The organism is Desulfovibrio sp. MES5 (genome assembly GCF_002237645.1).
GTDB lineage: Bacteria > Desulfobacterota > Desulfovibrionia > Desulfovibrionales > Desulfovibrionaceae > Desulfovibrio.
Genome location: NZ_MJUZ01000048.1, coordinates 18,461 through 42,053, shown reverse-complemented (window position 1 = coordinate 42,053; position 23,593 = coordinate 18,461). Strand labels below are relative to the sequence as shown.

General features: G+C 56.4%; 18 protein-coding genes. 12 read left to right on the top strand and 6 right to left on the bottom strand.

The window, feature by feature from the left end; all coding sequences use genetic code 11:
- Window positions 1-337: 337 nt before the first annotated feature.
- The 3 genes from glmS to BCS36_RS11545 all read right to left on the bottom strand — a co-directional run bounded on the left by glmS (window position 338) and on the right by BCS36_RS11545 (window position 6,114).
- Window positions 338-2,164, bottom strand: coding sequence for a glutamine--fructose-6-phosphate transaminase (isomerizing) (glmS, locus tag BCS36_RS11555; RefSeq protein WP_291303043.1), 1,827 nt, complete (start codon window positions 2,162-2,164; stop codon window positions 338-340).
- A 275-nt stretch (window positions 2,165-2,439) separates the two neighbouring features.
- Entirely contained in the window at window positions 2,440-4,359 is a 1,920-nt protein-coding gene (locus tag BCS36_RS11550) for a SurA N-terminal domain-containing protein (RefSeq protein ID WP_291303042.1), read from the bottom strand.
- A 108-nt stretch (window positions 4,360-4,467) separates the two neighbouring features.
- A complete protein-coding gene (locus tag BCS36_RS11545; protein WP_291303041.1) occupies window positions 4,468-6,114 on the bottom strand; it encodes a sigma-54-dependent Fis family transcriptional regulator in 1,647 nt (548 codons plus the stop codon).
- A 339-nt stretch (window positions 6,115-6,453) separates the two neighbouring features.
- Here BCS36_RS11545 and BCS36_RS11540 point away from each other — a divergent pair, with 339 nt between their 5' ends.
- The 11 genes from BCS36_RS11540 (at window position 6,454) to BCS36_RS11490 (ending at window position 17,635) form a co-directional block, all read left to right on the top strand.
- Window positions 6,454-6,738, top strand: a complete 285-nt coding sequence (locus BCS36_RS11540; protein ID WP_291303040.1) for a UxaA family hydrolase — start codon at window positions 6,454-6,456, stop codon at window positions 6,736-6,738.
- Between the two features lie 4 nt (window positions 6,739-6,742).
- Complete coding sequence (locus BCS36_RS11535) at window positions 6,743-7,903, top strand: UxaA family hydrolase (protein ID WP_291303039.1); 1,161 nt, start codon at window positions 6,743-6,745, stop codon at window positions 7,901-7,903.
- Window positions 7,904-8,026: 123 nt separating this feature from the next.
- Window positions 8,027-9,274 carry a nickel-dependent lactate racemase gene (gene larA, locus BCS36_RS11530; RefSeq protein WP_291303038.1) on the top strand — a complete coding sequence of 416 codons (1,248 nt, stop codon included), beginning with the start codon at window positions 8,027-8,029 and terminating at the stop codon, window positions 9,272-9,274.
- A 311-nt stretch (window positions 9,275-9,585) separates the two neighbouring features.
- A complete protein-coding gene (locus BCS36_RS11525) occupies window positions 9,586-10,353 on the top strand; it encodes an SDR family oxidoreductase (protein ID WP_291303037.1) in 768 nt (255 codons plus the stop codon).
- 57 nt (window positions 10,354-10,410) lie between these two features.
- A complete protein-coding gene (locus tag BCS36_RS11520; RefSeq protein WP_291303036.1) occupies window positions 10,411-11,481 on the top strand; it encodes a glycine betaine ABC transporter substrate-binding protein in 1,071 nt (356 codons plus the stop codon).
- 95 nt (window positions 11,482-11,576) lie between these two features.
- On the top strand, window positions 11,577-12,422 hold the full coding sequence (locus tag BCS36_RS11515) for an ABC transporter permease (protein WP_291303035.1): 846 nt from the start codon (window positions 11,577-11,579) through the stop codon (window positions 12,420-12,422).
- Window positions 12,419-13,198 carry an ABC transporter permease gene (locus tag BCS36_RS11510; protein WP_291303034.1) on the top strand — a complete coding sequence of 260 codons (780 nt, stop codon included), beginning with the start codon at window positions 12,419-12,421 and terminating at the stop codon, window positions 13,196-13,198. Before BCS36_RS11515 ends, BCS36_RS11510 begins: the two co-directional genes overlap by 4 nt.
- Complete coding sequence (locus tag BCS36_RS11505) at window positions 13,195-13,965, top strand: ABC transporter ATP-binding protein (protein WP_291303033.1); 771 nt, start codon at window positions 13,195-13,197, stop codon at window positions 13,963-13,965. The genes BCS36_RS11510 and BCS36_RS11505 overlap by 4 nt, the downstream gene beginning before the upstream one ends.
- Window positions 13,966-13,974: 9 nt before the next feature.
- On the top strand, window positions 13,975-14,748 hold the full coding sequence (locus BCS36_RS11500) for an ABC transporter ATP-binding protein (protein WP_291303032.1): 774 nt from the start codon (window positions 13,975-13,977) through the stop codon (window positions 14,746-14,748).
- A gap of 486 nt (window positions 14,749-15,234) precedes the next feature.
- Window positions 15,235-16,695, top strand: a complete 1,461-nt coding sequence (locus BCS36_RS11495; RefSeq protein WP_291303031.1) for an NAD-dependent succinate-semialdehyde dehydrogenase — start codon at window positions 15,235-15,237, stop codon at window positions 16,693-16,695.
- Window positions 16,696-16,777: 82 nt separating this feature from the next.
- Window positions 16,778-17,635 carry an NAD(P)-dependent oxidoreductase gene (locus BCS36_RS11490; protein ID WP_291303030.1) on the top strand — a complete coding sequence of 286 codons (858 nt, stop codon included), beginning with the start codon at window positions 16,778-16,780 and terminating at the stop codon, window positions 17,633-17,635.
- A 457-nt stretch (window positions 17,636-18,092) separates the two neighbouring features.
- On the opposite strand, the gene BCS36_RS11485 is transcribed toward BCS36_RS11490, so the two are convergent.
- On the bottom strand, window positions 18,093-19,643 hold the full coding sequence (locus BCS36_RS11485) for a sigma-54 dependent transcriptional regulator (RefSeq protein ID WP_291303029.1): 1,551 nt from the start codon (window positions 19,641-19,643) through the stop codon (window positions 18,093-18,095).
- Window positions 19,644-19,864: 221 nt separating this feature from the next.
- On the opposite strand from BCS36_RS11485, the gene larB reads away from it, so the two are divergent.
- Entirely contained in the window at window positions 19,865-20,638 is a 774-nt protein-coding gene (larB, locus tag BCS36_RS11480) for a nickel pincer cofactor biosynthesis protein LarB (RefSeq protein WP_291303028.1), read from the top strand.
- A gap of 793 nt (window positions 20,639-21,431) precedes the next feature.
- On the opposite strand, the gene BCS36_RS11475 is transcribed toward larB, so the two are convergent.
- Both BCS36_RS11475 and BCS36_RS11470 read right to left on the bottom strand, forming a co-directional pair.
- Entirely contained in the window at window positions 21,432-21,656 is a 225-nt protein-coding gene (locus tag BCS36_RS11475; protein ID WP_291303027.1) for a hypothetical protein, read from the bottom strand.
- A gap of 28 nt (window positions 21,657-21,684) precedes the next feature.
- Window positions 21,685-23,238 carry a M23 family metallopeptidase gene (locus BCS36_RS11470; RefSeq protein ID WP_291303026.1) on the bottom strand — a complete coding sequence of 518 codons (1,554 nt, stop codon included), beginning with the start codon at window positions 23,236-23,238 and terminating at the stop codon, window positions 21,685-21,687.
- Window positions 23,239-23,593 lie beyond the last annotated feature (355 nt).

Sequence of the window (23,593 nt, the reverse complement as noted above, 5' to 3'; positions counted from 1 at the left end):
AACTCCGCATCATAGCGGTATTTATATCTTTTTGCACAGAGTGTAGAAAGCTCTTGCCTCATCTTAGCAAAAGACATTTTTATTTGAAAGCTCCATATCCTTTCTCATACCGGTAAATTACAGACAAATATACTTTTTCACATAAGAGAAAAGCCCCTGAAGCAGGGGCTTTTCTGGAACCATAATACAGTGAAATTGCACTGGCGGCCGCGACAGGCGCTCACGTGAAGGAGCAAATGCGGTCTATTCACGCTGTCATGCGCTGAAACGGGCATCCACGATCTTTTAACAGACTATTTTAAAAACCTTTTTCCCTGAAGCCGCATCCTGTAAGGTGTTATTCCACAGTAACGCTTTTCGCCAGATTGCGGGGCTGGTCCACGTCCTTGCCAAGATAGTCCGCCGTCTCATAGCTGAACAGCTGCAGGGCGGGCAGGGCCACAAAAGCCGAGAGCGGGGCAGAGAGGGCAGGGATTTCCCAGCGATCTTCGGCGTCCAGTTCCACGCCCTTGTTGGTCAGGGCAATGACCTTGCCCTGCCGGGCCTGAACCTCGACCATGTTGGACTTCACCTTGGGAAGCAGCACATCGTCCAGCGCCAGGGCAAAGGTGGGAAAGCTCGGGTCAATAAGCGCTATGGGGCCGTGCTTCATTTCGCCCGCCGCATACCCCTCGGCATGGATGTAGGAAAGTTCCTTGAGCTTGAGTGCGCCTTCCAGCGCAAGGGGATAGCAGTGCCCACGGCCAAGGTAGAAGAAGTTGCGCGCCTGTGAGTACTTGCGGGAGATTTCCTTGGCGCGTTCGTGCAGCGCGGGCAGGCAGTCGTCCAGCAGGGCAGGCAGATTTTCCAGAATCTGCAACGTGCTCCGGCACTCGTCAGCAGGCAGGCAGCCTTTGCGCGTTCCCCAGTACAGGGCCATGAGGGCCAGCATAAGCATCTGGCTGCACATGGCCTTGGTGGAGGCCACACTGATTTCCGGCCCGGCCTGGGTATAGAGCACGGCGGAAGCGTCGCGCGCGATGGACGAGCCCACCACGTTGCACAAGCCGAGCACGGTCACGCCTTTCTGTTTGGCAATGCGCAGGGCCGCAAGGGTGTCTGCGGTTTCGCCGCTCTGGCTGATGACAAGCACCATGTCGTCCTTGTCCAGCAGCAGGGTATCGCGGTAGCGAAACTCCGAGGCAATCTCCACCTGCACGGGCACGCGCGCCCAGTGTTCCAGCAGATGCCGCCCCCACAGGCCCGAATGATAGGAGGTGCCGCAGGCCACGATGTGCAGGCGTTTGGGCACGGGCAGGGCGTCCAGTTCTTCCAGGCGCACCTGGCTTTTGTCCGCGTTCAAACGGCCCGTGAGGCCGTCGGAAATGACGCGGGGCTGCTCAAAAATTTCCTTGAGCATAAAGTGGCGGTAACCGCCTTTTTGCGCGGCCTGCATGTCCCACTGGATGGTCTGGGTTTCGCGGCTCACGGAGCTCAGGTCTTCAAGACGCAGGATTTCATAGCTGCCCGCCGTGGCGCGCACGAGGTCGCCGTCCTGCAAAAAGACCACTTTGCGCGTGTAGGGCAGAAAAGCCGGAATGTCGGACGCCACAAAATTTTCGCCCGTTCCCTGGCCGAAGATGAGCGGCGCGGACATACGGGCGGCATAGATGACGCCGGGCTCGGCCTTGTCCATAAGGCATACGGCATAAGCGCCGTGCGCCTCGCGCAGGGCTGTGGCAAAGGCGTGCAGCAGGTCGGGCGAAGTCTTGCGGCGCTCGGCAATAAGATTGACCAGCACCTCTGTGTCGGTTTCAGAGCCGAAGGTATAGCCCTTGCCCGTCAGTTCCGCCTTGATTTCCTGGTAATTTTCAATAATCCCGTTATGCACGATGGCCAGCGAGCCGTCGTTGCTGCAATGAGGGTGTGCGTTGCGTTCAGCGGGTACGCCGTGCGTGGCCCAGCGCGTGTGCCCCATGGCGCAGGTGGGCGTGGTGACGGACTCGTGGGCGAGCTTTTCTTCCAGAGCGGCCAGTTTGCCCATGGCGCGCACCACATGTATGTCGTTCTGGCGCACAAAGGCCACGCCAGCGGAATCATAGCCGCGATATTCAAGCCTGCGCAGCCCTTCCACCACAACGGGAACGGCTGGTCTGTGTCCTGCGTAACCGATAATGCCGCACATAACGTGCCTCCTTATATACAGCCGGAAGACCATGCCTTCCGGTGCCGCGAAAATTCACGGCACTGAAACGTCCTTACCGTTCTCTGGCTGCGGGTCTGCTATGCCTGCGGCCATGATCACATGCCTTGCTCTGACAAACAAGGCCGGAGCCGTCAAGCGGCTCCGGCCAGAATATTATCGAATCAGGCGCAACAGCCTCGTTATTCAGGCTTTTCAAGACAGCAGCGCGACACGGCCTGTGCGCGCTACTCCCATGGCCTGACAGACGCTTGCTGTTACATGTTCTTGCGGTCAACAAAATCTTCTTTGTAAACCTTGATCTTGGCGCTGGAAACAAGCCGCTGCATGAACATTTCGAACAGGGCGTTGGCCCGGTCACGGGTAACGGCGCTGCCCATTATATCCTTGACCATATCCCATTCGGCGGCGTCAGGGGGCTGTATGCCCTTGACCCGCACGAGAACAGCGCCGGAACCGTTTTCGCCCTCAACCGCGTAGGCCACGGGCAGCCACTGGCCAGCTTTGGCTTCAAACAGCGCTTCAGTCATTTCGGGGTTGGGCGCAAAGCCGGGCAGACCGCCGTTACGCTCCACGCCCTTGGCAATCTTGATTTCACGACCCTTCAGTCCCGCTGCGCCCAGGGGCGCGGTGTCCAGCTCCTTACGCAGCTGGCTGGCGGCGTCCAGAGCCGCCACAAGGGCCTTTTCTTCGATCAGGGTCTTTACGATCTGGCCCTTGACGGAATCAAGGGGGGCCGTGGTTGCAGGCTCGGACTTGAGCACACGGGCCACCACATAGGACTTGCCGGCTTCAAGCGCCGTATCCACTGGGTTGCCCGCCGGAGTGCCCACAAGCACCGCTGCGCCTTCGGCAGTGACGCCCAGGGTCTTAATGAGGTCGGCTGCGGTAAGCAGGCCGGTTTCGCCCCATTTGAGACCATACTTTTCCGCGCCCTGCTTCAGGGGACGGCCAAGGATATTGTCTTCAACAAGGCTGTCCACCACGTCGTGCAGCTTGTCCACGCCCTGTTCCTGAGCCATGGTGGCCAGAACTTCGGCTTCAACCTGCTTGAAAGGCGGCAGACCGCCCGTCTTCTTTTCTTCAACCTTGATGATGTGCAGGCCGAACTGACTACGCACCGGAGCGGAAACCTTGCCAGCGTCAAGGGCAAAAGCGGCGTCTTCAAAGGGTTTCACGGTCATGCCGCGCTTGACCCAGCCAAGCTCCCCGCCAGGCCCGGCGGCGTTGGGGCCGTTGTGTTCGTCGGCCACAGCGGCAAAACTTTTGCCGGACTTGAGCTCGGCTTCAATTTTGGCGGCCTGCTCCTGAGCCTTTTTCACATCGGCCTCAGGGGCGTCTTCGGCCAGGGGCACAAGAATATGGGCCGCCTTCACTTCTTCTTTCTGCTCGAAACGGGCGGCGTTTTCTTCATACCACTTCTGCGCGTCGGCGGAACTAATGCTGCTGGCCTTCACGAGATCCTGCGGATTCACCAGCACATAGGAGACGTCGGCCTTGGCGGGGACGGCAAACTGGGCCTTATGGCTTTCGTAATAGGCCGCCACGTCCGCATCGGCAGGTTTGATGGAAGAGGCGAAATCCGCCTCGTTGATGAAAATATAGTCCACATCCCGCTTTTCGCGCAGGAATTCAAAGCGCTTCTGCGCTTCGGCGGGGTCGGCCCAGGCAGGAGCCGTCACCATGGCGTAGATCTTCTGCCGCAGCATCTCGCGCGCCGTATCCTGCTCGAACTGAGCGGGCGTAAGGCGCTGCGCCGCCAGAACGCGGGCGTACACGGCGGGATCAAACTGCCCCTTTTCATTCTGGAAGCTCTTGATGTTGCCAATGGCCACGCGCAGTTCCACCGGCGTGACGGTCACGCCTGTGCGGGCGGCCTCCTGGGACAGCAAGGTCTGAGTGACGAGGTCACGCAGCACCTGGCGGCCCAACTGCTGCTGCTTCAGCTGCTCGCGCGTAAGCCCGGGGTTGCCCCGGAGCAGGTTTTCTTCGGCATTACGGTACGCAAGCTCAAATTCACGCATGGTAATGGCGTCGCCATTGACCACGGCCACCAGAGTGCCCGAGCTGCGGTCGTTAAAGTTGCCCACGCCCCAGAAAACAAAGACGAGGATGATAAGCGCAAAGGCCAGTTTGACGCCCAGGGACTGTGATTTATCACGGATATACTCAAGCATGCGGACTCCGGAATGCGTAATTGCTCTTGACGTAGAGCGGCATCATATGCGCAATCCTGTGGAAACTCAAGAAAGACTGCACATCCGCCGAAAACAGGGGCAATACCCTTACTGTATGCCCAGTTTGCGCATACGGTGTTGCAAGGTGGAACGCGGCACGCCGAGCATATCCGCAGCCCCGCCCGGCCCGGAAAGCTTGCCCCCGCTGAGCCGCAAGGCCTTCTCGATATGCGCTTTTTCGTTTTCCTCAAGGGTGGGCAGCACAGGGGAAACCCCCGCTTTTTCAGCGCTCGACTGGGGAAGCAAGGGCACTTGCCAGCCGCCTGACGGCGCGCCTGGCGGAAAAACGGTCACCGAACCCGTCGGGCCGGACACGCCGCCGCCTGCCGGATTTTTCCACAAATGCAGGGCTTCAGACACGAAGCTGTTGGTAATGGGGCCATCCAGCGTTTGCAGCAGCAGGCGGCTCACCACGTTGCGCAATTCGCGCGTATTGCCCGGCCAGGAGTGTTCATAAAGGGCTTCCATGACGGAACGCGTAAGCTTTGGCGGGGTTATTTCATATTCCTTGGCAAATTGCTGTACAAAATGGTCCATAAACAGCGGTATGTCATTTTTTCTTTCGCGAAGCGGCGGCATGCGCAGCACCACAGAGCCAAGCCGGTAATAGAGGTCCCGACGCAGGCATCCCTCATCCATAGCGGTCGCAATGTCGATGTTGGTGGCCGACAGGACGCGGATGTCCACGCCAATGGGCGAGGCCTCGCCCACACGTTCAAAAGAGTTTTCTTCAAGCACCTGCAGGAGCTTGCTTTGCATTTCTGGCGCAAGCTCGCCAATTTCATCAAGAAAAAGCGTGCCGCCCTGGGCCAGTTCAACGCGGCCCACGCGCTTGCTCGTGGCCCCGGTAAACGCCCCCTTGGCGTAGCCGAACATTTCGCTCTCAAAAAGGGTAGGGGGCAGGGAAGGGCAGTTGACCTTCACAAAGTTGCTTCCCCTGCGCGGGCTGTGCCTGTGCAGCCAGCGGGCCATCATGCTTTTGCCCGTGCCCGTTTCGCCCACGATCATTACCGAAATATGCAGTTTGGCCACCTTGCGCGCCAGGGCCATAAGTCCGCGCATGTCGGGCGTTTCAAGCAAACTCGTGGCAAGCTGGATGCTGCCCGTGGTGTCCGTGTCCGTCTGGGACACGGCCGCGTGCGTGGCGCGGATCTTTTCAAGCCGTTCCTCTGACAGCACGGCAAAAAGAAAGGTGGACAGCACCGGGCTCAGCTCCAACAGCACGTTGAGAATCTGCACGATATTTTCGGGGGGCTTCACAAATGAGACGTGCAGGGTGCCGATAACCTCACCGCTGACAATGAGCGGCAGGGCGATGGTGGAGTTGAGGCCCACGGTGGAAAGAGGCATGGGCGAGTCGCCGAAATCGTGTTTTGCCAGGTCATTGATGACCACAGGCTTACGCGAGGAGATGGCCAGTCCTGCCACCGTGTTTTGGGCAATGCGCGTGTTGGAGAGCGATTCCACCACTGTGCCGTCAGCCGCCGTAAAAAGATTAAGGAATTCCCTTTCGGCGTCATACAGGTTGATGCAGAAACGGTCGTAGTGAAACAAAACGCGAAGCTGCGTTGCAAGCATGCGAAAAAACGCGTTTCTGTCCATTTTGCCCACGACCAGTCGTGCCAGATGGTGAACCACCTGACCTACTGTCTGGGAAGGATTGCTCAAACCGTCTGCTGAAATCTCGTAGGGCATAACTCACCTCTGCCCATATTTAATCATTTCTCTGCCCAAATACAAGCAAACTTCCCATGGTCGGGCATAATTAGCTGAGTAATCAAACTATTTTGTAAGGAAATATCCTTTAATGACGCAGACTCCCGCCAAACTAACCACTTTGGCATGCACCTTGCTGTTAGTTGGGAAAGACCAAGGCAAAACAAGTGATCGCGTTGCATCTGCCATTTGATATAAGAAAACCATCTTGTATTCACAGTCCCGGCAAATGCAAATACGCATTCATGTGCATGCTATAATGATCGCTTGCCCATTAGTTTGCGTTTTATTACTACCATACTATCCAAGGAGACCAGTATGACAACCCACTTTGTGGTGCATGAACCCGGCGACTGCGTCGGTGTGGTCGTGGTTGAAGGCGTCAAAAAGGGCGACCAACTCAACGGCTGGGTTATGGACGGCGACACCACCCTCGTGTTCGAAACACTGAGCGACATCCCGATCGGTCACAAGATCGCCCTTCAGGACCTTGCTGAAGGCGACACCGTTATCAAATACGGCACCGACATCGGCAAGGTGATCAAGCCCATCAAGCGTGGCGAACACCTGCATGTGCACAACGTCAAAACCAAGAGGTGGTAAACCAATGAGCAAGACAATTATGGGCTACCGCCGCGAAAATGGCCGTGTGGGCATCCGTAACCATGTGGTCATTCTGCCTTTGGACGACCTTTCCAATGCCGCCTGTGAAGCTGTGGCAAACAACATCAAGGGCACCATGGCCCTGCCGCACGCGTATGGCCGCCTGCAGTTCGGTGAAGACCTTGACCTGCATTTCCGTACCCTTATCGGCGTGGGCAGCAACCCCAACGTGGCCGCTGTCGTCGTCATCGGCATCGAGCCCGTGTGGACGCAGCGCGTGGTAGACGGCATTGCCAAGACCGGCAAGCCTGTTGTGGGCTTTGGCATTGAGCAGCATGGCGACCTGGAAACCATCCGCGCCGCTTCCCTCAAGGCCAAGGAATTTGTCCACTTTGCCACCGAACTGCAGCGTACCGAATGCAAGATGGATGAGCTGTGGGTTTCCACCAAGTGCGGTGAATCCGACACCACTTCCGGCATTGCCTCCAACCCCACCGTTGGCAACGCCTTTGACAAACTGTGGGAAATGGGCGCCACCACCCTGTTTGGTGAAACCACCGAAATCACCGGCGGCGAACACCTGGTTGCCGCCCGTTGCGCCACCGAAGACGTGCGCAAAAAATTTATGGGCTTCTTTGACCGCTACGCCAAGGTTGTCGATGACCACAAGACCAACGACCTTTGTGATTCCCAGCCCACCAAGGGCAACATTGAAGGCGGCCTGACCACCATTGAAGAAAAGGCCCTCGGCAACATCCAGAAAATCGGCCGCAAGGCTCCGGTTATCGGCTGCCTCGACAAGGCCGAAACCCCCACCGGCCCCGGCCTGTGGTTTATGGATTCCTCTTCCGCCGCCGCCGAAATGGTCACCCTGTGCGCCGCTTCCGGCTTTGTGGCCCACTTCTTCCCCACCGGGCAGGGCAACATCATCGGCAACCCCATTCTGCCCGTGATCAAACTGTCTGCTAACCCGCGCACCGTGCGCACCATGAACGAGCACATCGACGTTGATGTTTCCGGCATTCTGCGCCGCGAAATCAACCTGGATCAGGCAGGCAACATGCTGCTTGAAATGCTTGTCCGCACCTGCAATGGCCGCAATACCTCGGCTGAAGCCTTGGGGCATCGCGAATTTATCATGACCAGACTTTACGAAAGCGCGTAATATCTTCATCCGCGTGCCGTAGGGGAGTCCTTACGGCACGCGGATGAAAACAGGCCACGGCCCTCCACTGGAACTGCATGCATAAAAAACATCGCGGTGGACAGCTACCAAAGGATTCCGTCCATGAACCACACGCTCAAATACGGATCAGGCAGCCTGCACTTGGAAATACCGGATGTGTGCGATGTCAGCGTGTTTACACCGCAGCAGGTAGAACCGCTCAATAATCCGCTGGCTGTTTTCATGAAAGCTCTTGATGCGCCCGAAGGCTGCCCGGCTCTGGAAAACATGCCGGCCCCCGAATCCGTAGCCATCGCCGTGCCCGATGAAACCCGTCCCTTCCCCATCAAGCTGCTGCTTCCCCCGCTGCTGGAAAGAATTTTTACAAGCTATCCGTCGCTGCCTCCCCACATGGTTCGCATTGTGGTGGGTGGGGGGCTCCATGAGCCGCCCGACCAGGCCCAACTGGCGCGCATTCTTCCTGAAGACCTTCGAGGCTGCACGGTGGTGAGCCACGATGCGCAAAACTCCCCCATGCGGCACATGGGCTTTACCAGCCGGGGAACCCCGGTGGAAATCAATGCCGCCTACGCTGATGCAGACCTCAAGATTGTCATGGGCATGGTGGATGCGCACCAGTTCGTTGGCTTCACCGGCGGGGCCAAGGGCGTGGTCATCGGATGCGCTTCAGCGCGCATGATCACCAAAAATCATAGCCAGCTCCAAGATCCAAACGCCTTTGCAGGCAACCTTGAAAACAACCCCGTACGTGATGACCTCAACGAGGCTGGCATCTTGGCCGGGGTCAAGATGGCCATCAATGTGGTCATGACCCCGGACAAAAAAGTTGCCGCGCTTTACGTGGGCGATCCCTGCACGCTCCTGCACACCCTGGCGGAGAAAACTCGCAAGCTTTACGGTTTCAAACTCGCCAGAAACTGGGACATTGTTGTTGCCTCCTGTGGTGGCGCGCCAAAGGATATCTGCCTCTATCAGGCGCAAAAAGCGCTGGATTCGGCACGGCGTTGCGCAGGAGAGCACGGGCGCATTTTGCTTCTGGCAGAATGCGCTCAGGGCATCGGTGATGAAAGGTACGAAGACTACGTGCGCAACTTCACCGATCACAAAAGCCTTCTGGAAGACTTCAAGCAGCAGGAATTCAAGATGGGCGCGCACAAGGCTTTTCTGTTTTCACGCGTGGCGGCGCAACATGAACTTGTGCTGCACACGGCGCTCTCAGAGGCTGACGCGGCCCGCTGCCTGCTGCGCAAGGCAGACGCGCAAACAACGCTTGACACATGGCTTGCAGCAAATCCCCGTGCGTCAGTGGCAATTTTGACCCACGCCAATTCAATGTTTTTTTACAACTAACGTTCACCAACCTGAAAAAATAAATAGCGGAGTGGGCCTCTTCTGCGGTTATGGGACAGATCAAAAGGCAAAGTCCAGGCTTTGGTCCCCTTGATCAAGCCCCGCAGAGGGTGAACACCCCTCGCCCCCGAAAAAGAGCATAAAAGATTTTTCGGGCGACGATAAAACAGCTCTCCCAGCCATTAAAGAATTAATGTAGGCCAGGGCTTTGCAAATGTCAGAAAAACCTGTTTTTTGATTCTATTCACGACAAACCGGGCGGCCAGGCAACAAGACGTATAAACCCTGCATGTTTGAGTGAAGGGGCGCATATGAACACGGCGAGTCTTTTTGATCTGACGGGCAAGACAGCCCTGGTGACGGGCGGAAGCTCCGGCATTGGCCAAGCTATGGCCACGGCCCTTGCGTACGCCGGTGCACGGGTCATTCTTGTTGCTCGTGACGCTGCTGCCCTGGCCCAAGCGGTGGATCGCCTGCGCACTGACAACCTGCAGGCGGACCATATGGCCGCAGACCTTTCACAGCCCGAATCCGCCCTCGCCTGCGCCACTGCAGCATTAAAAAAGTACCCTGAAATCGACATCTTGGTAAATGCTGCCGGGGTGAATCTGCGTCAGCCTTTTACAGACGTGACGCCGAAAAGCTGGAATCAACAAATCAACCTGCTTCTGGCCGCGCCATTCTTTATGACGCAGGGTCTGGCCCCTCAGATGGCTGCACGCAAATGGGGGCGCATCATCAACATGGCCTCTCTGCAATCGTTTCGAGCGTTTGAAAACAGTGCGCCCTATGGCGCCAGCAAGGGCGGCATCGTTCAGTTGACCCGTGCCACGGCCCAGGCCTGGTCGACCTCGGGCGTAACATGCAATGCCATAGGCCCCGGCTTTTTCCCCACCAAACTTACCGATTCCGTTTTTTCCAATCCGGAGCTTGCAGCCCGCCGCGCCATGCAGACGTGTGCGCAGCGCAACGGCAAGCTAGAAGACCTTTATGGGTGCGCTGTTTTTCTGGCGAGCAACGCATCCGCCTACATCACCGGCCAGACAATAATGATCGATGGAGGATTCACAGCCTGCTGAACAGGCGGATCAACAGGATTAACAACGCATATAACCATCCCCTGCAAGGAGACCGGCATGAAAAAATTTTCTGTTTATTCACTGTGTTGCCTGTTTTTATTTACTCTTCTGCTGTTGGTTCCCAGCCAGCCTTTCGCGCAGAAAATTGAATTGCGCACAAGCGCGCAACCGTGCCTGCACGGCTTTCCCATGTGGTATGCCGAACAAACCGGCATGTTGAAAGACGCTCCCTTTACCATGAAATTCATGCTCTTTGCCTCCGGCGCGCCCCAGACTGAAGCCCTGGCCGCCGACCAGTGGGACATCGGCACCATGGGCACGGTGCCTACCATGATGGCAAGCATGCGCTATGGGTACAAGCTGATTGGCATATCCAACGAAGAAGCCGCCACCAATGACATATGGGTACGCCCTGACTCTCCTCTGGCCAAAGCTGCGGGCGCACTGCCCAACTACCCTGAAATTTACGGCAATGCCGACTTGTGGAGGGGCAAAAAAATATTGGCCACCACTGTGTCCACCGGCCACTACGCCCTTACAAGCACCCTTAAGGCCATGGGCCTGAAAGACAGCGACGTTAACATTGTTCACATGGAGCAGGGCCAGGCCATGACGGCCTTTAACGCGGGCGAAGGCGACATCCTGCAGCTTTGGGCCCCCCTGAGCTACGTGGCCGAAGCCAAAAAATGGGTTCGCGTATCCTCCGGCGCCGCTGCCAAGGTGAGCATTGCCGGCGGCATTGGCGTGCGCAAGGAATTTGCAGAAAAGCATCCGGACCTGACCGTGGCGTGGCTTACCATCTACATGAACATTCTTGAAGACATGAAAGCCAATCCCGACAAGTACATAAAGCCCCTTCTCGATTATTTTAACAATTACTGTGGACTGGAGCTCACCGAAGATATGGTGAAGCTTGAGTTCAAATACCGCCCCCTCTACACCGTGCCCGAACAGATCACCGAAATGGAAACCCCTTCTATGCTTCCGGCTTCTTTACGGGGCGTGGCCGAATTTATGTTGAGCCAGGGACGCATCCGGGAGAAGGAGTTCGACAAGTATGTGAAGCAGAATTTCTACATTGACTCCTCGTTCATGAAGAAGGTCGCTCAGGAGCGCGCCAAGAAGTAACCTTATCTCAAGTGCGACAGCCCTGATACACACAGCCGGAATTACCGGACCGGAGGTCGTCCGACAGGGGCGACCTCCGGGGAAAAGGAGTAAAGATGCAACCTCCCCTCAACAAAGAGCAAGGCAACGCTACCTTGAGCCTTGAAATAGAAAAGGCCAATTATTTTGCCACTGCAGCCAAAGAAAACTGGATTTCTTTCGTCAGCTTTCTCATGTTCCTGCTGGCATGGGAACTGGTCTGTTATTTCGAAGTCATCGGACCATACCAGCTTGTTCCGCCTTCTGAAGTCATTGTTGGTTTTTTTGAAAAACTGAGTGACGTCAATCCTGACGGCGCCCTGTTACAGCGTCATGCCCTGGCCAGCCTCGCTTTGGCTCTTACGGGATTTGTGGCCGCTGTAGTGATTGGCGTACCCCTTGGACTCTTCATGGGCTGGTATCCCAAGGTCAACCTGCTGGTTCGCCCTCTTTTCGATGCCATCCGTCCCATCCCTCCCATTGCCTGGATACCCATCGCCATTCTCTGGCTGGGCATCGGCATGGTTGCCAAGGCGTTCATCATCTTTCTGGCAGCCTTTGTACCGTGCGTGATCAATTCATACACGGGCATCAGGTTAACCAACCCCGTGCTTATCCGCGTGGCGGAAATCTACGGCGCGTCCAATTTTGAAACTTTCCGCAAGATCGGGGTTCCTTCAGCCATTCCGATGGTTTTCACAGGAATGAAGCTCTCGTTGAACGCGGCCTGGACAACCCTGGTGGCTGCCGAACTGCTGGCCGCCTCTGAAGGTCTGGGATTCATGATCCAGCAGGGGCGTCGCCTGGCCAGGCCTGACATCATTATCGTAGGCATGCTTGCCATCGGCTTTCTTGGCGCTCTTATGTCCTGGGTTCTCACTCAGGTCGAGGCCCGCTTCGCCTCGTCACGGAGGCTGTCATGAAGGCATTTATGAAAAAAAATTCCAAATGGCTTGCGCCTATTGGTTCTTTTGCGGCCTTTTTGCTGCTGTGGCAGGTGGCCTCTCTCAATGTAAGCGAAGAATTTCTGCCCTCTCCCCTGATGGTGTGGGATGAGCTTGTGCGCCTTTCACAAACGCCTATTGGCGGCACATCGCTGCTCGGTCATGTGGGCTACAGCCTCCGCCGCGTTATGATCGCTTTTATCCTGGCCGTGGCTCTGGGCTTGCCCCTGGGTCTGCTGATGGGCTGGAACCGCGTGTGCGACAAAATCGTTTCGCCCATTTTCGAACTGCTCCGTCCCATTCCGCCCATCGCATGGATACCCATTGCCATTCTCTGGCTGGGCGTGGCCGAAGGCTCAAAGATATTCATCTGCTTTGTGGGCGCGTTCGTTATCATGGTGCTCAATTCCTACACCGGCATGCGCTATGTTGATCCGCTTCTCATTGATGCCGCCAAGTCTTTTGGGGCCAACCCCCGGCAGCAATTCTTCAATGTTGCAGTTCCCGCCTGCCTGCCCTCCATTTTTGCCGGAGTGCAAAACGCGCTTTCCATGGCCTGGATGTGCGTTCTCGCGGCTGAAATGGTCGGAGCGCGCGAAGGCGTTGGCTTTATTATCATCCAAGGGATGGATCTGAACAAATCCTCAATGATTCTCGTGGGAATGATCCTTATCGGCATTGTGGGATCGATGCTTGCCGCCTTATTGCGCGGGGCCGAGCGGGCGCTCTGTCCCTGGAGGAGTGAAATGGTATGAGTGAGGACAGAGAAGTTAAAATCGCATGTAAAGGTATCTCCAAAACCTTTCATGTGCCTGGACAGAAAAAATTGCTTCATGTGCTGAACGCCGTTTCTCTTGAAGTGTACAAGAACGAATTTTTGGTCATCCTTGGCCCGGGTCAGAGCGGCAAAACAGTTCTTCTCAATTGTATTGCCGGGCTCATAGAACCGACGCAGGGGTCCATTCTTATCAACAACAAACCCATTACCGGCCCGGGGCCGGACAGGGGCATGGTGTTCCAGCGCTACGCGCTTTTCCCCTGGAAAACCGTGCTGCAAAACGTGGCCTTTGGCCTGACCATACGCGGAGTGCCACTAAAGCAGCGTATGGAAGTGGCCCGCCACTATATCGACCTTGTGGGTCTGCAGGGCTTTGAAAAATCCTATCCGGCAGAGCTTTCCGGCGGCATGAAGCAACGCGTCGGCATTGCCCGCGCCTATGCCAGCGACCCGGACATCCTGCTCATGGACGAACCCTTCGGGGCTCTGGATGCGCAGACGCGGTACGCCATGGAAAAAGAACTGCGTCTCATATGGGAAAAGGAAAAACGCACGGTCTGCTTTGTGACGAACAATATTGAAGAAGCCATTTATCTGGGGGACCGCGTGGTCATCATGTCTGCCCTGCCAGGCAGGATCAAGACTGAACACAACATCACCATCCCCGTGCCCAGGGCTTATACGCATCCGGACTTTTTGACCCTGCGCAAGCAGATTTCCGAAGACACCGACCTTGTCCTCTAGGAGTTAGATATGACCGCCGATAGAAAATCAGCGTACGCAGCAAAACGAGAAGTCAAGGTCTCGGTGAAAAACCTGACAAAAAAATACGGAGACCTGCTGGTTCTCGATAACATCAACTTCGACATCTACAAGGGTGAACTCCTCTGTATTGTGGGACCAACAGGCTGTGGCAAAACCACGTTTCTCAACTGCCTGTCACGTTTCATCCCCATAACAGAAGGAACCATCGACGTGGACGGCATACCCGCCGACCCGCATGTTCACAATATCGCCTTTGTGTTTCAGGAGGTTTCAGCCATTCCCTGGCTCACAGTGGAAGACAATATCCGTTTCGGATTGCGCATCAAACGCCTGCCGGAAGATGAGATTGAAAAGCGCGTTGAGCGCATGCTGGATATCGTGGGCCTTACCAAGTACCGCACCTACTATCCGCAGCAGCTTTCCGCCAGTATGGAGCAACGCGTAGTTATTGCTAGAAATTTCGCCATCAACCCCGACCTGTTGCTCATGGATGAACCCTACGGGCAACTGGACGTGAAGCTGCGCTACTACCTTGAAGACGAGCTCATGCGCATCTGGAAAGAGCTTGGCAGCACGGTGGCCTTTATTACGCATAATATTGAAGAAGCCGTGTATCTGGCAGAAAGGATACTCATACTTTCTCCAAAGCCTTCGACCATCAAGGAAGAAGTCATTGTCGATCTGCCGCATCCCCGGCAGTTCGATGACCCCAAGTTTGTGGCTTTGCGGGATTACGTCACAGAGAGCATCAAATGGTGGTAGTGCGGCTATGCGTGCGTATGGCGCACGCATAACAGATCAGACCTCCTGTAGGTGACACGGATGCAGATCATGATGCAGGCGTCTAAAAACGGTTCGGGCACCCTTTATCACAGCGCTCCTTGCGGGCGACCCTGCCACGGTGTTTGGCACTACCACTACGGAAGTGCCAAACATATAGGGTTTCATTTGAAAACACCTGTGATGATTGGCCGTGCTGACCCATGCCACTCCATTTTTTTCTATAAGACGCAAAGACGCCTTTCATGAAAAAGCCGTAGAAACTGATCGTGTTAACTTTAAACTGCATTAGCAGGTTCATCTGCAGCAGATGCAATGGATAAATCTACGATGAACACGACATGACGCTGAATCTGGCGTCTGCAAAATTTAAAACAGGTTATATTTTAGGTGTCGCCTTCTCTAACAAGTCGTTACCCACTATGCATCGGGAAATAACTCCCATGCGACAAAATCAGGAGAGCTTTAATGTTGACGCTTAATGATCCTTCCTTGTTTCGGGAACAATGCTATGTGAACGGCCAATGGATTGATGCGGACGACAAGTCCGTCATCAAGGTAGACAATCCGTCCAAGGGTGAAATCATCGGCTCTGTGCCGAAGTTCGGCGCTGCGGAAACCCGGCGCGCCATTGACGCCGCCGAAGCCGCCTGGGCAGGATGGCGCGCGCTCACGCCCAAGGAACGCGGGGCTTACCTGATAAAATGGAACGACCTCATCCAGGAAAACAAACAGGATCTGGCCCGTATTCTTTCCTATGAGCAGGGCAAGCCTGTGGCGGAATCTCTGGGTGAAATCGCTCTGGGTTCGTCCTACATCCCCTGGTACGCCGAAGAATGCCGCCGTACCTATGGTGATGTGATCCCCGCGCCGCGCAAAGGCATACGCCCCATCACGCATCACCAGCCTGTGGGCGTGGTTTTCGCCATTACGCCCTGGAACTTCCCCATGTCCATGATTACCCGCAAGACCGCCCCGGCGCTGGCCGCCGGCTGCCCCGTTCTTGTAAAGCCCGCTTCGGCCACGCCATACTCGGCTCTGGCTCTGGCGGAACTGGCGCACAGGGCTGGTTTCCCCGCAGGCGTGTTCAACGTGCTCACCGGTTCTGCCAGCGTCATGGCTGGAGAAATGGCCTCCAACGTGAAGGTGCGCAAGGTTACCTTTACCGGCTCCACTGAAGTGGGCAAAAAATTGACCGCTCAGACCGCGCAGACCATGAAGCGCGTTTCGATGGAACTGGGCGGCAACGCTCCCTTTGTGGTTTTTGACGATGCCGACCTGGCCCTTACCCTCAACTGCGCTTACGGCAGCAAAATCCGTAATGCAGGCCAGACCTGCATCAGCACCAACCGTATCCTCGTGCAGGAAGGCATCGCACAGGATTTTGTGACTGGGCTTGTGGAACGGTTCAAAACCCTCAGGGTGGGCGATGGCTTTGAAGACAACGTAGAGGTCGGCCCCCTGATCAACCAGAGCGCTGTGGAGCACTGCGAAGCACTGCTGGCGGACGCCGTGAGCAAGGGCGCGAAAATCCTGCTGGGCGGCAAACGCCATGCTTTGGGCGGCAACTTCTTTGAGCCCACCGTGCTCACTGGCATGACACGGGAAATGCGTATTTTCCACGAAGAAATCTTTGGCCCCATCGCTCCCATCATGACCTTTGCATCAGAAGCAGAGGCCGTTGAGCTGGCCAACGATACGCCTTTTGGTTTGGCCTCTTATGTATTTACCCAGAATCTGAGTCGTGCCTGGCGTATACCCGAAGCTTTGGAATACGGCCTCTGCGGCGTGAACGATGCCGCTCTGGCTCTGGCGGAAGCGCCCTTTGGCGGGGTGAAGGAAAGCGGAACCGGGCGCGAAGGCGGCCGCGAAGGCCTGCTGGACTTTATGGAAACCCGTTATGTTCTCATGGGTGGCATTGGCGCGTAATTGATTGATTCTGTCTCAGGATGAACTGCGCGCGCAGCCATCCGTAGTCATTATCCTGTCCATACTTCCAAAGGAGTTTCATATGCAGTTTGGATTCATCGGCGTGGGCCTCATGGGTGGCCCTGTGTGCCGCAATCTTATTCGTGGCGGCAAGTCCGTTTTGGTATATGACCTTTCCAAAGATGCCGTGGAACGTACCCTGGCAGTCGGGTCCACGGGCAAGGCCGCTGCAGCCCTTGAAGACTTGGCTTCCTGCGATGTGCTGTTCACGTCTCTCCCGCTGCCGCAGCATGTCATGGGCATCATGCGCGGCAACAAGGGACTATACAAGATCATGAAAAAAGGGGCCATTCATGTGGAGCTTTCCACCATTGACCCCACAACAGCCGCTATCCTGGCTGAAGAAGGCGCGCAGTCCGGCGTGGCCTACATCCAGTGCACCCTGGGCAAAACACCCGCTCAATGCGAAAAGGGCGAAGAACCCATGTTCATTGGCGGCAATCAGGAAGCCATAAAGAAGCTGGAAGACGTGTTCAAAATCATCGGCATTCCCAACTATGTTGGCACTGCCGATGCGGCCTGCGCCGTTAAACTTATCAGCAACATGATTGGCATGAGCAACCTTGTGATCCTGGCCGAAGGTCTTCGCCTGGGCGAAAAATCCGGCATGGACCTGGGGCAGCTGCTTACCCTGCTCAGCGACACCGGCGCGCGCAGCTTCCAGATGGACGTGCGCGGCCCCTGGATCGCTCAGGGCGACTTCGCAAACCGTTTTGGTCTTGATCTGGCTCTTAAAGACGTGCGTCTTGGCTGCGAAATGGCGCGGGCCTGGGGTCTTGACCTCACGGGTATAGAATCGGCCCTGGCTGTTTACAAAGAGGCCAGCGCGGCAGGATATGGTCAGGAAGACTGCAATGCTGTATTCAAGGTTATCAAATAGCGTATAGCTAAACAGGCTTCTTTTACGACCGTGGCCTCCGGGTGTTGGAATACCAAGCACCTGGAGGCCACAAACTTTTCAGCAGCCCTGCATGGGCCGCTGCGAATGTAAAATTGGGGGTCACGCCTGACTGAGAGATTTTCCGCCCAGACCAGATCAACTTCGAAATGCTTCACATTTCAAAGTTGTCATTCTGCCGAAAAATGCGATTTTCGGCAAAATCCACGCCACATTGTAGCGCGCTGCACTTTTGCGCTGCGCCAGAGCATTTACATTTTTTCAAAGTTAAAATGGCTCTATCGCTGTCCAACCCGGAAAATTGCAGGCGCAGTACTTCACGATCTCGCATAGCGCCCAACCGCTGACGCGGCCAGTAAGGTCGGCGCACGCAATTTTTATGCAATAAAAGAGCTTCAAAAAGCCTGCAAAATCGCCGTGCAAGTTCCGCCATCCCAAATCAGTCGATGGGATGCCCCGCTGCGCGGTACTCGTTGAGCTTGTTGCGCAAGGTGCGCACTGAAATGCCCAAAAGGTCTGCGGCCTGCGTTCTGTTGCCCGATGTGGCCTCCAGCCCCTTGAGAATCATGATGCGCTCCATCTCGTGCAGGGGGATGACCGCGCCGCCTGACGCCATGGCGCTGTCGCCCGAACTTTGGTTCAGGCTCCTGAGAGCGTCCTGAACGCCGCTGGAGCCCTCGGACGGGGCTGCCTGACCATTTACCGCGTACGCGCTGTCCAGACCCGCCAACGCGGCGTCTGTGCCGTCGTCGCAGTTGCTTGCGTCAGGGGCAAATTCCGCTTCGTCTTCTTCAAACAGCGGCCAGTCGTCATTTTCGAGCAGAAAATGGCGCGGTTCCACCGGGCGGCCATTGGCCAGAAGCACCGCGCGCTCCATCAGGTTTTGCAGTTCGCGCACATTGCCGGGAAAGTCATAGTCGCGCAGCCAGTCAATGGCGCTCTGGGACAGGCCCGTCTGCTGCAACTCATACTCGCGCACGTACATGTCCATAAAAAAGTGGGCCAGTTCCAGCACATCCTCGCTGCGTTCCCGCAATGAAGGCAGGCGCAGGGGAATGACGTTCAGCCTGAAATACAGGTCCTGACGGAATTTGCCCTGCTTGACCCAGTCTTCCAGGTCGCGGTTTGTGGTGGCGAGCACGCGCACGTCCACCTTGAGGGTTTCCGTGCCGCCGACGCGGTCGATCTCGCCCTCCTGAAGCACGCGCAAGAGCTTGGCCTGCAGGGCCATGTCCATTTCAGAAATTTCGTCCAGCAGCAGGGTACCGCCGTCGGCCAATTCAAATTTGCCGGGCTTGCGCGCAATGGCCCCTGTGAAGGCGCCCTTTTCATGCCCGAAAAGTTCGCTCTCAAGCAAATGCTCTGGCAGAGCGGCGCAGTTGACGGCCACAAAGGCCTTGTCGGCGCGTTTGCTCATGGCATGCAGATACCGGGCGAACATTTCCTTGCCTGTGCCCGATTCGCCGGTAATAAGCACCGTGGCGCGCGAACCAGCCACCTGACGCGCCAGTTGCAGAACCCTGGTCATGGCCGGGTGTCTGCCCACGATGCGTGGCCCCCCGGTGCCCACGTAATGGGGTTTGCGGCCGCCAAGGGTGGAGGAGGGCGGAGCCGCCTTACGAATCGTCGCCCCGTTGCCTAGGGACCGGGCCACGGCCACAATGCGCTCCACATCAAGAGGCTCAAGCCAGTAATCCCTGGCTCCGAGACTCATGAGGCGTTCGGCTTCCTCAGCCGTGCCCTTGTCCGTAATGACGATGACAGGAGGAAAATTGGGGTCTTCAGCACCCACGGCCAGAAGATCTTCAACCCTGAAGCCGGGCAGGGAGGGACGCGCAAAAATAATGCCGGGGCCGGATTTGCGGATAAAGACTGAAGCTCCCTTGAGATTTTCAGCAATACCAAGTTCATATCCGGCGTCGCGCAATGAAGGAAAGACCGTTGTTACGGCTTGTGCGGGGGTAAGAAATAGTAAACGGCGCATCAACATGAATTTTTCTTACCGTGTCGGGCGATACAATGCAACCAACGGATGCAAAAAGGCAGTAAAACCGTAACTAGTTGCGCCGCCATGCGCGTAAGGTAAATTTGCGGATCTGCCCTTACCCGACGCCGAAGCCGCACGGCATGAAAACGGAGACGTCGCGCTTGGCGGAAAATGACCGTGCAACACTGCTGACAAGAGGCAAAGCCTGCCGTATATAAAGGGGCATGTCCAAACCCCAATTACTTAAAATTCTGGAACAGGTGGCCACAGGCAGTCTCAAGCCGGAAAACGCTCTGGAACTTCTTGGCACACAGGCAGTGCGGGACACCCTGCGCGGGCTTACCCTTGACCCGCAGCGCGCCCTGCGCACCAGCCTCTCCGAAGTGATTCTGGCACAGGGAAAAAGCGACGAGGCCCTGCTGGCGGCTGTCGAAGGACTGTCGCATCACGGCCCGGTGCTGGTCAGCCGCGTGAATCCGAACCAGGCCGCGCTGCTTGAAGAACGCTTTTCCGTGGGCAGTTACTGGCCCGATGCCCGGCTTTTCGCCCTTGGCGGTTCCAAAAAATTTGTCAGGGCCGTGCAGCCCCCCTGGCCGCAAGAAGGCGAAGTCATGATCGTGACGGCAGGAGCGGCGGATATCCCTGTGGCCCTTGAGGCATACAGCTGCCTCGCATTCTGGGATAAAAACTGCGGTCTGGTCACAGACGTGGGCGTGGCTGGTCTTGACAGGCTGACTATCCATGTGGAAGCCCTGCGCAAGGCGCGGGTCATCATTGCCGTTGCCGGTATGGAAGGCGCGTTGCCGGGAGTGCTGGCGGGCCTTGTTTCCTGCCCGGTTCTGGCTGTGCCCACATCAGTGGGATACGGCATCGGCGCAGGGGGCTTTGCCGCTCTTTCCACCATGCTCAGCACATGCGTGCCCGGCGTGGCCACCCTCAACATAGATAACGGCTTTGGCGCGGCGGCCTTTGCCGCAAAGCTGCTGAACAAGAAATAGCAGAGCACTAGAACGCAGTACTAGCGCATGTACTCTTTTTCAAAGGGCAAATGCGCTACTGCTGCGCGCGGGTGCAGCACGTCGCGCCATGCTGCATATTCCGTTGAGCTTTAGCCTTTGTGAAGAAGAAAGCTACGGATGCTTCAAGCGGTGTGCCGCAGGCTTAAAGCGTTGCGACGCAGTAAACTACGCTTGAAGACAGTATGCGTAACGACACGGCTTCGCTGTCGCCATCCGTAGCGATGCTGTCCTCCCCGTGAGACGGTTCCGTCATCAGTTCAGGCAAGCCCTGCGGGCAGCGCCTGCCGCAAAAACCGCAATTAGTTACTTGAACGGACAGTCTTCTGATGCCTGTCGCTATTCGTAAGCGGCAAAGACCCGCTAACAACTAGCGCAAATCTCTTTTTTCATGAGAATGGCACCTTGAAATGTGCAGCATTTCAAGGTGCTTTGGTCTTGAGCGAAGGCGCGACCTGGATGAGCGTCCAGGACGCCAAGTCAGAACGTGCGCCCGTCGCCTCAACTATAATAAATAATTATTTCAATTTATTATGTAAGTTATTCACACTATTTTCATCCCTGTCAGCCAAAGGCAGCCACAAATCCAGCGCATGACGGCCCGTCAGATATCCGGCAGCAATCAGGCAGCGGTAAAAACTCTATAGTTCACTGAAAATATTGAAATATTATACTTCACTCTTTTTGCGTTCATAAAAAAACCCGCCGCAATCCCCAACCTGTTTTCAGGCCGGAATCGCGGCGGGTTGATCAACCTTGTCTGTTTTGTAATATATCAGGCCCAACCGCTGGTAACAACTCCAAGGCCGAGTATGTTTTCGGCGGCCATCCTGAATTGCGTCTGCATGAATGACTGAGCGCTTTCTGCCGACAAAAGCTGGTCGGCCGCAGCCGTGCTGTCGTTGATGACAGAAGGCGTGTAGGTAATGACATCCGTCGTGTCGGGCGGGGTGTTCTGCACCACCACGGCCAGTCCGGACATGGGTTCAAAGTACATCATGGCTGCCCTCCTAACGGAGGAGGAGGCATCAGCGCCTACTCTTCCTGGCGGGTTTACTCTTTTCTTTTTCCACAGGCTTTTCGGGTGCGGCAATGGGCGCGTCCGGCACCACACTGTTCACCTCGTATTCCGAGAGATTTTTTTCTCCCTTGAGATAAGCCATCTCCACGGCCACCGTCTTTTCAAATTCCGCCATGGCCCTTTTGGGAACCGGCTCGCCACGCGGGTTGATGGCCTTGGTGGGGTCAATGAACTTGCCGTTCTGACGAAGCCGGAAATCCAGATGCGGCCCGGTGGCCAGCCCTGTGCTGCCCACGAAGCCTATAACCTGTCCCTGGCGCACCCGCTGCCCCTTTGCCAATCCCCGCGCGTAGCCCGAAAGGTGGGCGTACATAGACTCAAGGCTGGCAGAGTGTTTGACAATGATCTGGTTGCCATAGCCTCCGGCCCAGCCGCGCTGTGTTACCACACCGTCGCCGACGGCCTTGACGGGGGTTCCTGTGGGCGCGGCGTAGTCCACGCCGTGATGAGCCCGCGTATAATTCAATATGGGGTGCAAACGGCTGTTTGTAAAGCGGGAGCTTATGCGCGTGAAGGCAAGAGGAGCCTGCAGCAGGGTTTTACGCAGGTTTTCGCCCTTGCGGTTATAATATTCGGCCCGCTGATTGCCGTCACGAAAAAGGTAGGCTTCGAAGGTTTTGCCCTTGTTGGTGAAGTGGGCGGCAAGAATACGCCCATAACCCTTGTATTCGCTGTCGCGATAGCGCTTTTCGACAAGGACGGAAAAAGAATCGCCCGATTGCAGATCGCGGATGAAGTTGATTTCAGAGCCGAAAAGATCAGCCAGCTTGAGGGCCATCTGCGGGCTTTCGCCAAGATCGGCCACTGCCTGAAAAAGGTTGTCGTTGATGGTGCCTTCAACCGCGTTCAGCAGAACCACATATTCAATGGGCTCCACGCGCGCGGCGGGATTTTCCCTTCCTTCCACCACGAGGCGACGGCGACTGTCTATCTCATATTCAAAGCGTTTGACCTGCCCGGATTCCTTGTCGGTCACAACAACATAGGGCTGGCCTTCGCGGAAAGAACGCATGGAAAAAACCTGACGGGCGGCGCTGACATACTGCTGCACCCCCTGGCCCCCGGCGCTCTCAAGAACCTTGCTGACAGTATCGCCTTTTTCAAAGGTTCCCCTGACCACCGCCTCGCCGGGCGCGGCCCCGGCATCTGCCGCATCGGCGTCTGCGTCTGCGGCACTGGCGGCGTCGGCATTGGCCGCTCCGGCGTCGGCGCCTTCGGCTGTCTGTCCGGCTGCGTCAGCGGCATCTGCTTTTTCGGGAGAGGAAGAATCTTGAGAAGCGGAATCAGGGTGGGATGCGGCGTCTGTTTCAGGCGAAGAAGGCCGGGCCGCATCCGGAGCGGGGGCGTTTTCACCGGCAGTGCCGCTGTCCGCACTTGTGGTCTGTTCCTGTTGCGGCGCAGCGCCGTTGCCGGATATAAAAGAGGGCACCCCGGCATGGCGCGCCAGAACAAAACCCAGCAGCACCAGCAGCAGGACCCCAATCAACCATAATCTTTTCATCGTAAACCCCATTCAGAGCTTATACCCATGGGGACAAGGCTTGTCCAGTTCAGGAGATTTACGTTGCAATGGGGGCTGACCGGCAGCCTCTGCCACGAAATCGCGCAGCTCACCACGGCCTTACTCTGCATTGGCCATTGTCCACACCGAATGGACGTAGCATCGGGATGCCAGCAGCGCGCGTTCCAAAGGACAGGCAGTCATAAAAGCGTCCCTGCCCGCTTCTTTCTGACACAAGCAGGATATGTCGTAGCCGCAAGGCCTGGCAAAAAGCGTGCGGTTTTCCACAGTTGTCCACAAGCTGCCCTCCATGCGGGCCAGGACGCGCCTCTTGTTTGCGTTCATCTTTTGTGTT

What these genes read in the sequence shown, in the direction of transcription:
- BCS36_RS11485 (WP_291303029.1), bottom strand. Translation starts at nt 19,643, where the DNA reads ATGTTGATGCGCCGTTTACTATTTCTTACCCCCGCACAAGCCGTAACA.
- BCS36_RS11520 (WP_291303036.1), top strand. Translation starts at nt 10,411, where the DNA reads ATGAAAAAATTTTCTGTTTATTCACTGTGTTGCCTGTTTTTATTTACT.
- BCS36_RS11515 (WP_291303035.1), top strand. Translation starts at nt 11,577, where the DNA reads ATGCAACCTCCCCTCAACAAAGAGCAAGGCAACGCTACCTTGAGCCTT.
- BCS36_RS11505 (WP_291303033.1), top strand. Translation starts at nt 13,195, where the DNA reads ATGAGTGAGGACAGAGAAGTTAAAATCGCATGTAAAGGTATCTCCAAA.
- BCS36_RS11495 (WP_291303031.1), top strand. Translation starts at nt 15,235, where the DNA reads ATGTTGACGCTTAATGATCCTTCCTTGTTTCGGGAACAATGCTATGTG.
- larA (WP_291303038.1), top strand. Translation starts at nt 8,027, where the DNA reads ATGAACCACACGCTCAAATACGGATCAGGCAGCCTGCACTTGGAAATA.
- BCS36_RS11540 (WP_291303040.1), top strand. Translation starts at nt 6,454, where the DNA reads ATGACAACCCACTTTGTGGTGCATGAACCCGGCGACTGCGTCGGTGTG.
- BCS36_RS11525 (WP_291303037.1), top strand. Translation starts at nt 9,586, where the DNA reads ATGAACACGGCGAGTCTTTTTGATCTGACGGGCAAGACAGCCCTGGTG.
- BCS36_RS11490 (WP_291303030.1), top strand. Translation starts at nt 16,778, where the DNA reads ATGCAGTTTGGATTCATCGGCGTGGGCCTCATGGGTGGCCCTGTGTGC.
- BCS36_RS11545 (WP_291303041.1), bottom strand. Translation starts at nt 6,114, where the DNA reads ATGCCCTACGAGATTTCAGCAGACGGTTTGAGCAATCCTTCCCAGACA.
- BCS36_RS11475 (WP_291303027.1), bottom strand. Translation starts at nt 21,656, where the DNA reads ATGATGTACTTTGAACCCATGTCCGGACTGGCCGTGGTGGTGCAGAAC.
- glmS (WP_291303043.1), bottom strand. Translation starts at nt 2,164, where the DNA reads ATGTGCGGCATTATCGGTTACGCAGGACACAGACCAGCCGTTCCCGTT.
- BCS36_RS11500 (WP_291303032.1), top strand. Translation starts at nt 13,975, where the DNA reads ATGACCGCCGATAGAAAATCAGCGTACGCAGCAAAACGAGAAGTCAAG.
- BCS36_RS11470 (WP_291303026.1), bottom strand. Translation starts at nt 23,238, where the DNA reads ATGAAAAGATTATGGTTGATTGGGGTCCTGCTGCTGGTGCTGCTGGGT.
- BCS36_RS11535 (WP_291303039.1), top strand. Translation starts at nt 6,743, where the DNA reads ATGAGCAAGACAATTATGGGCTACCGCCGCGAAAATGGCCGTGTGGGC.
- BCS36_RS11550 (WP_291303042.1), bottom strand. Translation starts at nt 4,359, where the DNA reads ATGCTTGAGTATATCCGTGATAAATCACAGTCCCTGGGCGTCAAACTG.
- larB (WP_291303028.1), top strand. Translation starts at nt 19,865, where the DNA reads ATGTCCAAACCCCAATTACTTAAAATTCTGGAACAGGTGGCCACAGGC.
- BCS36_RS11510 (WP_291303034.1), top strand. Translation starts at nt 12,419, where the DNA reads ATGAAGGCATTTATGAAAAAAAATTCCAAATGGCTTGCGCCTATTGGT.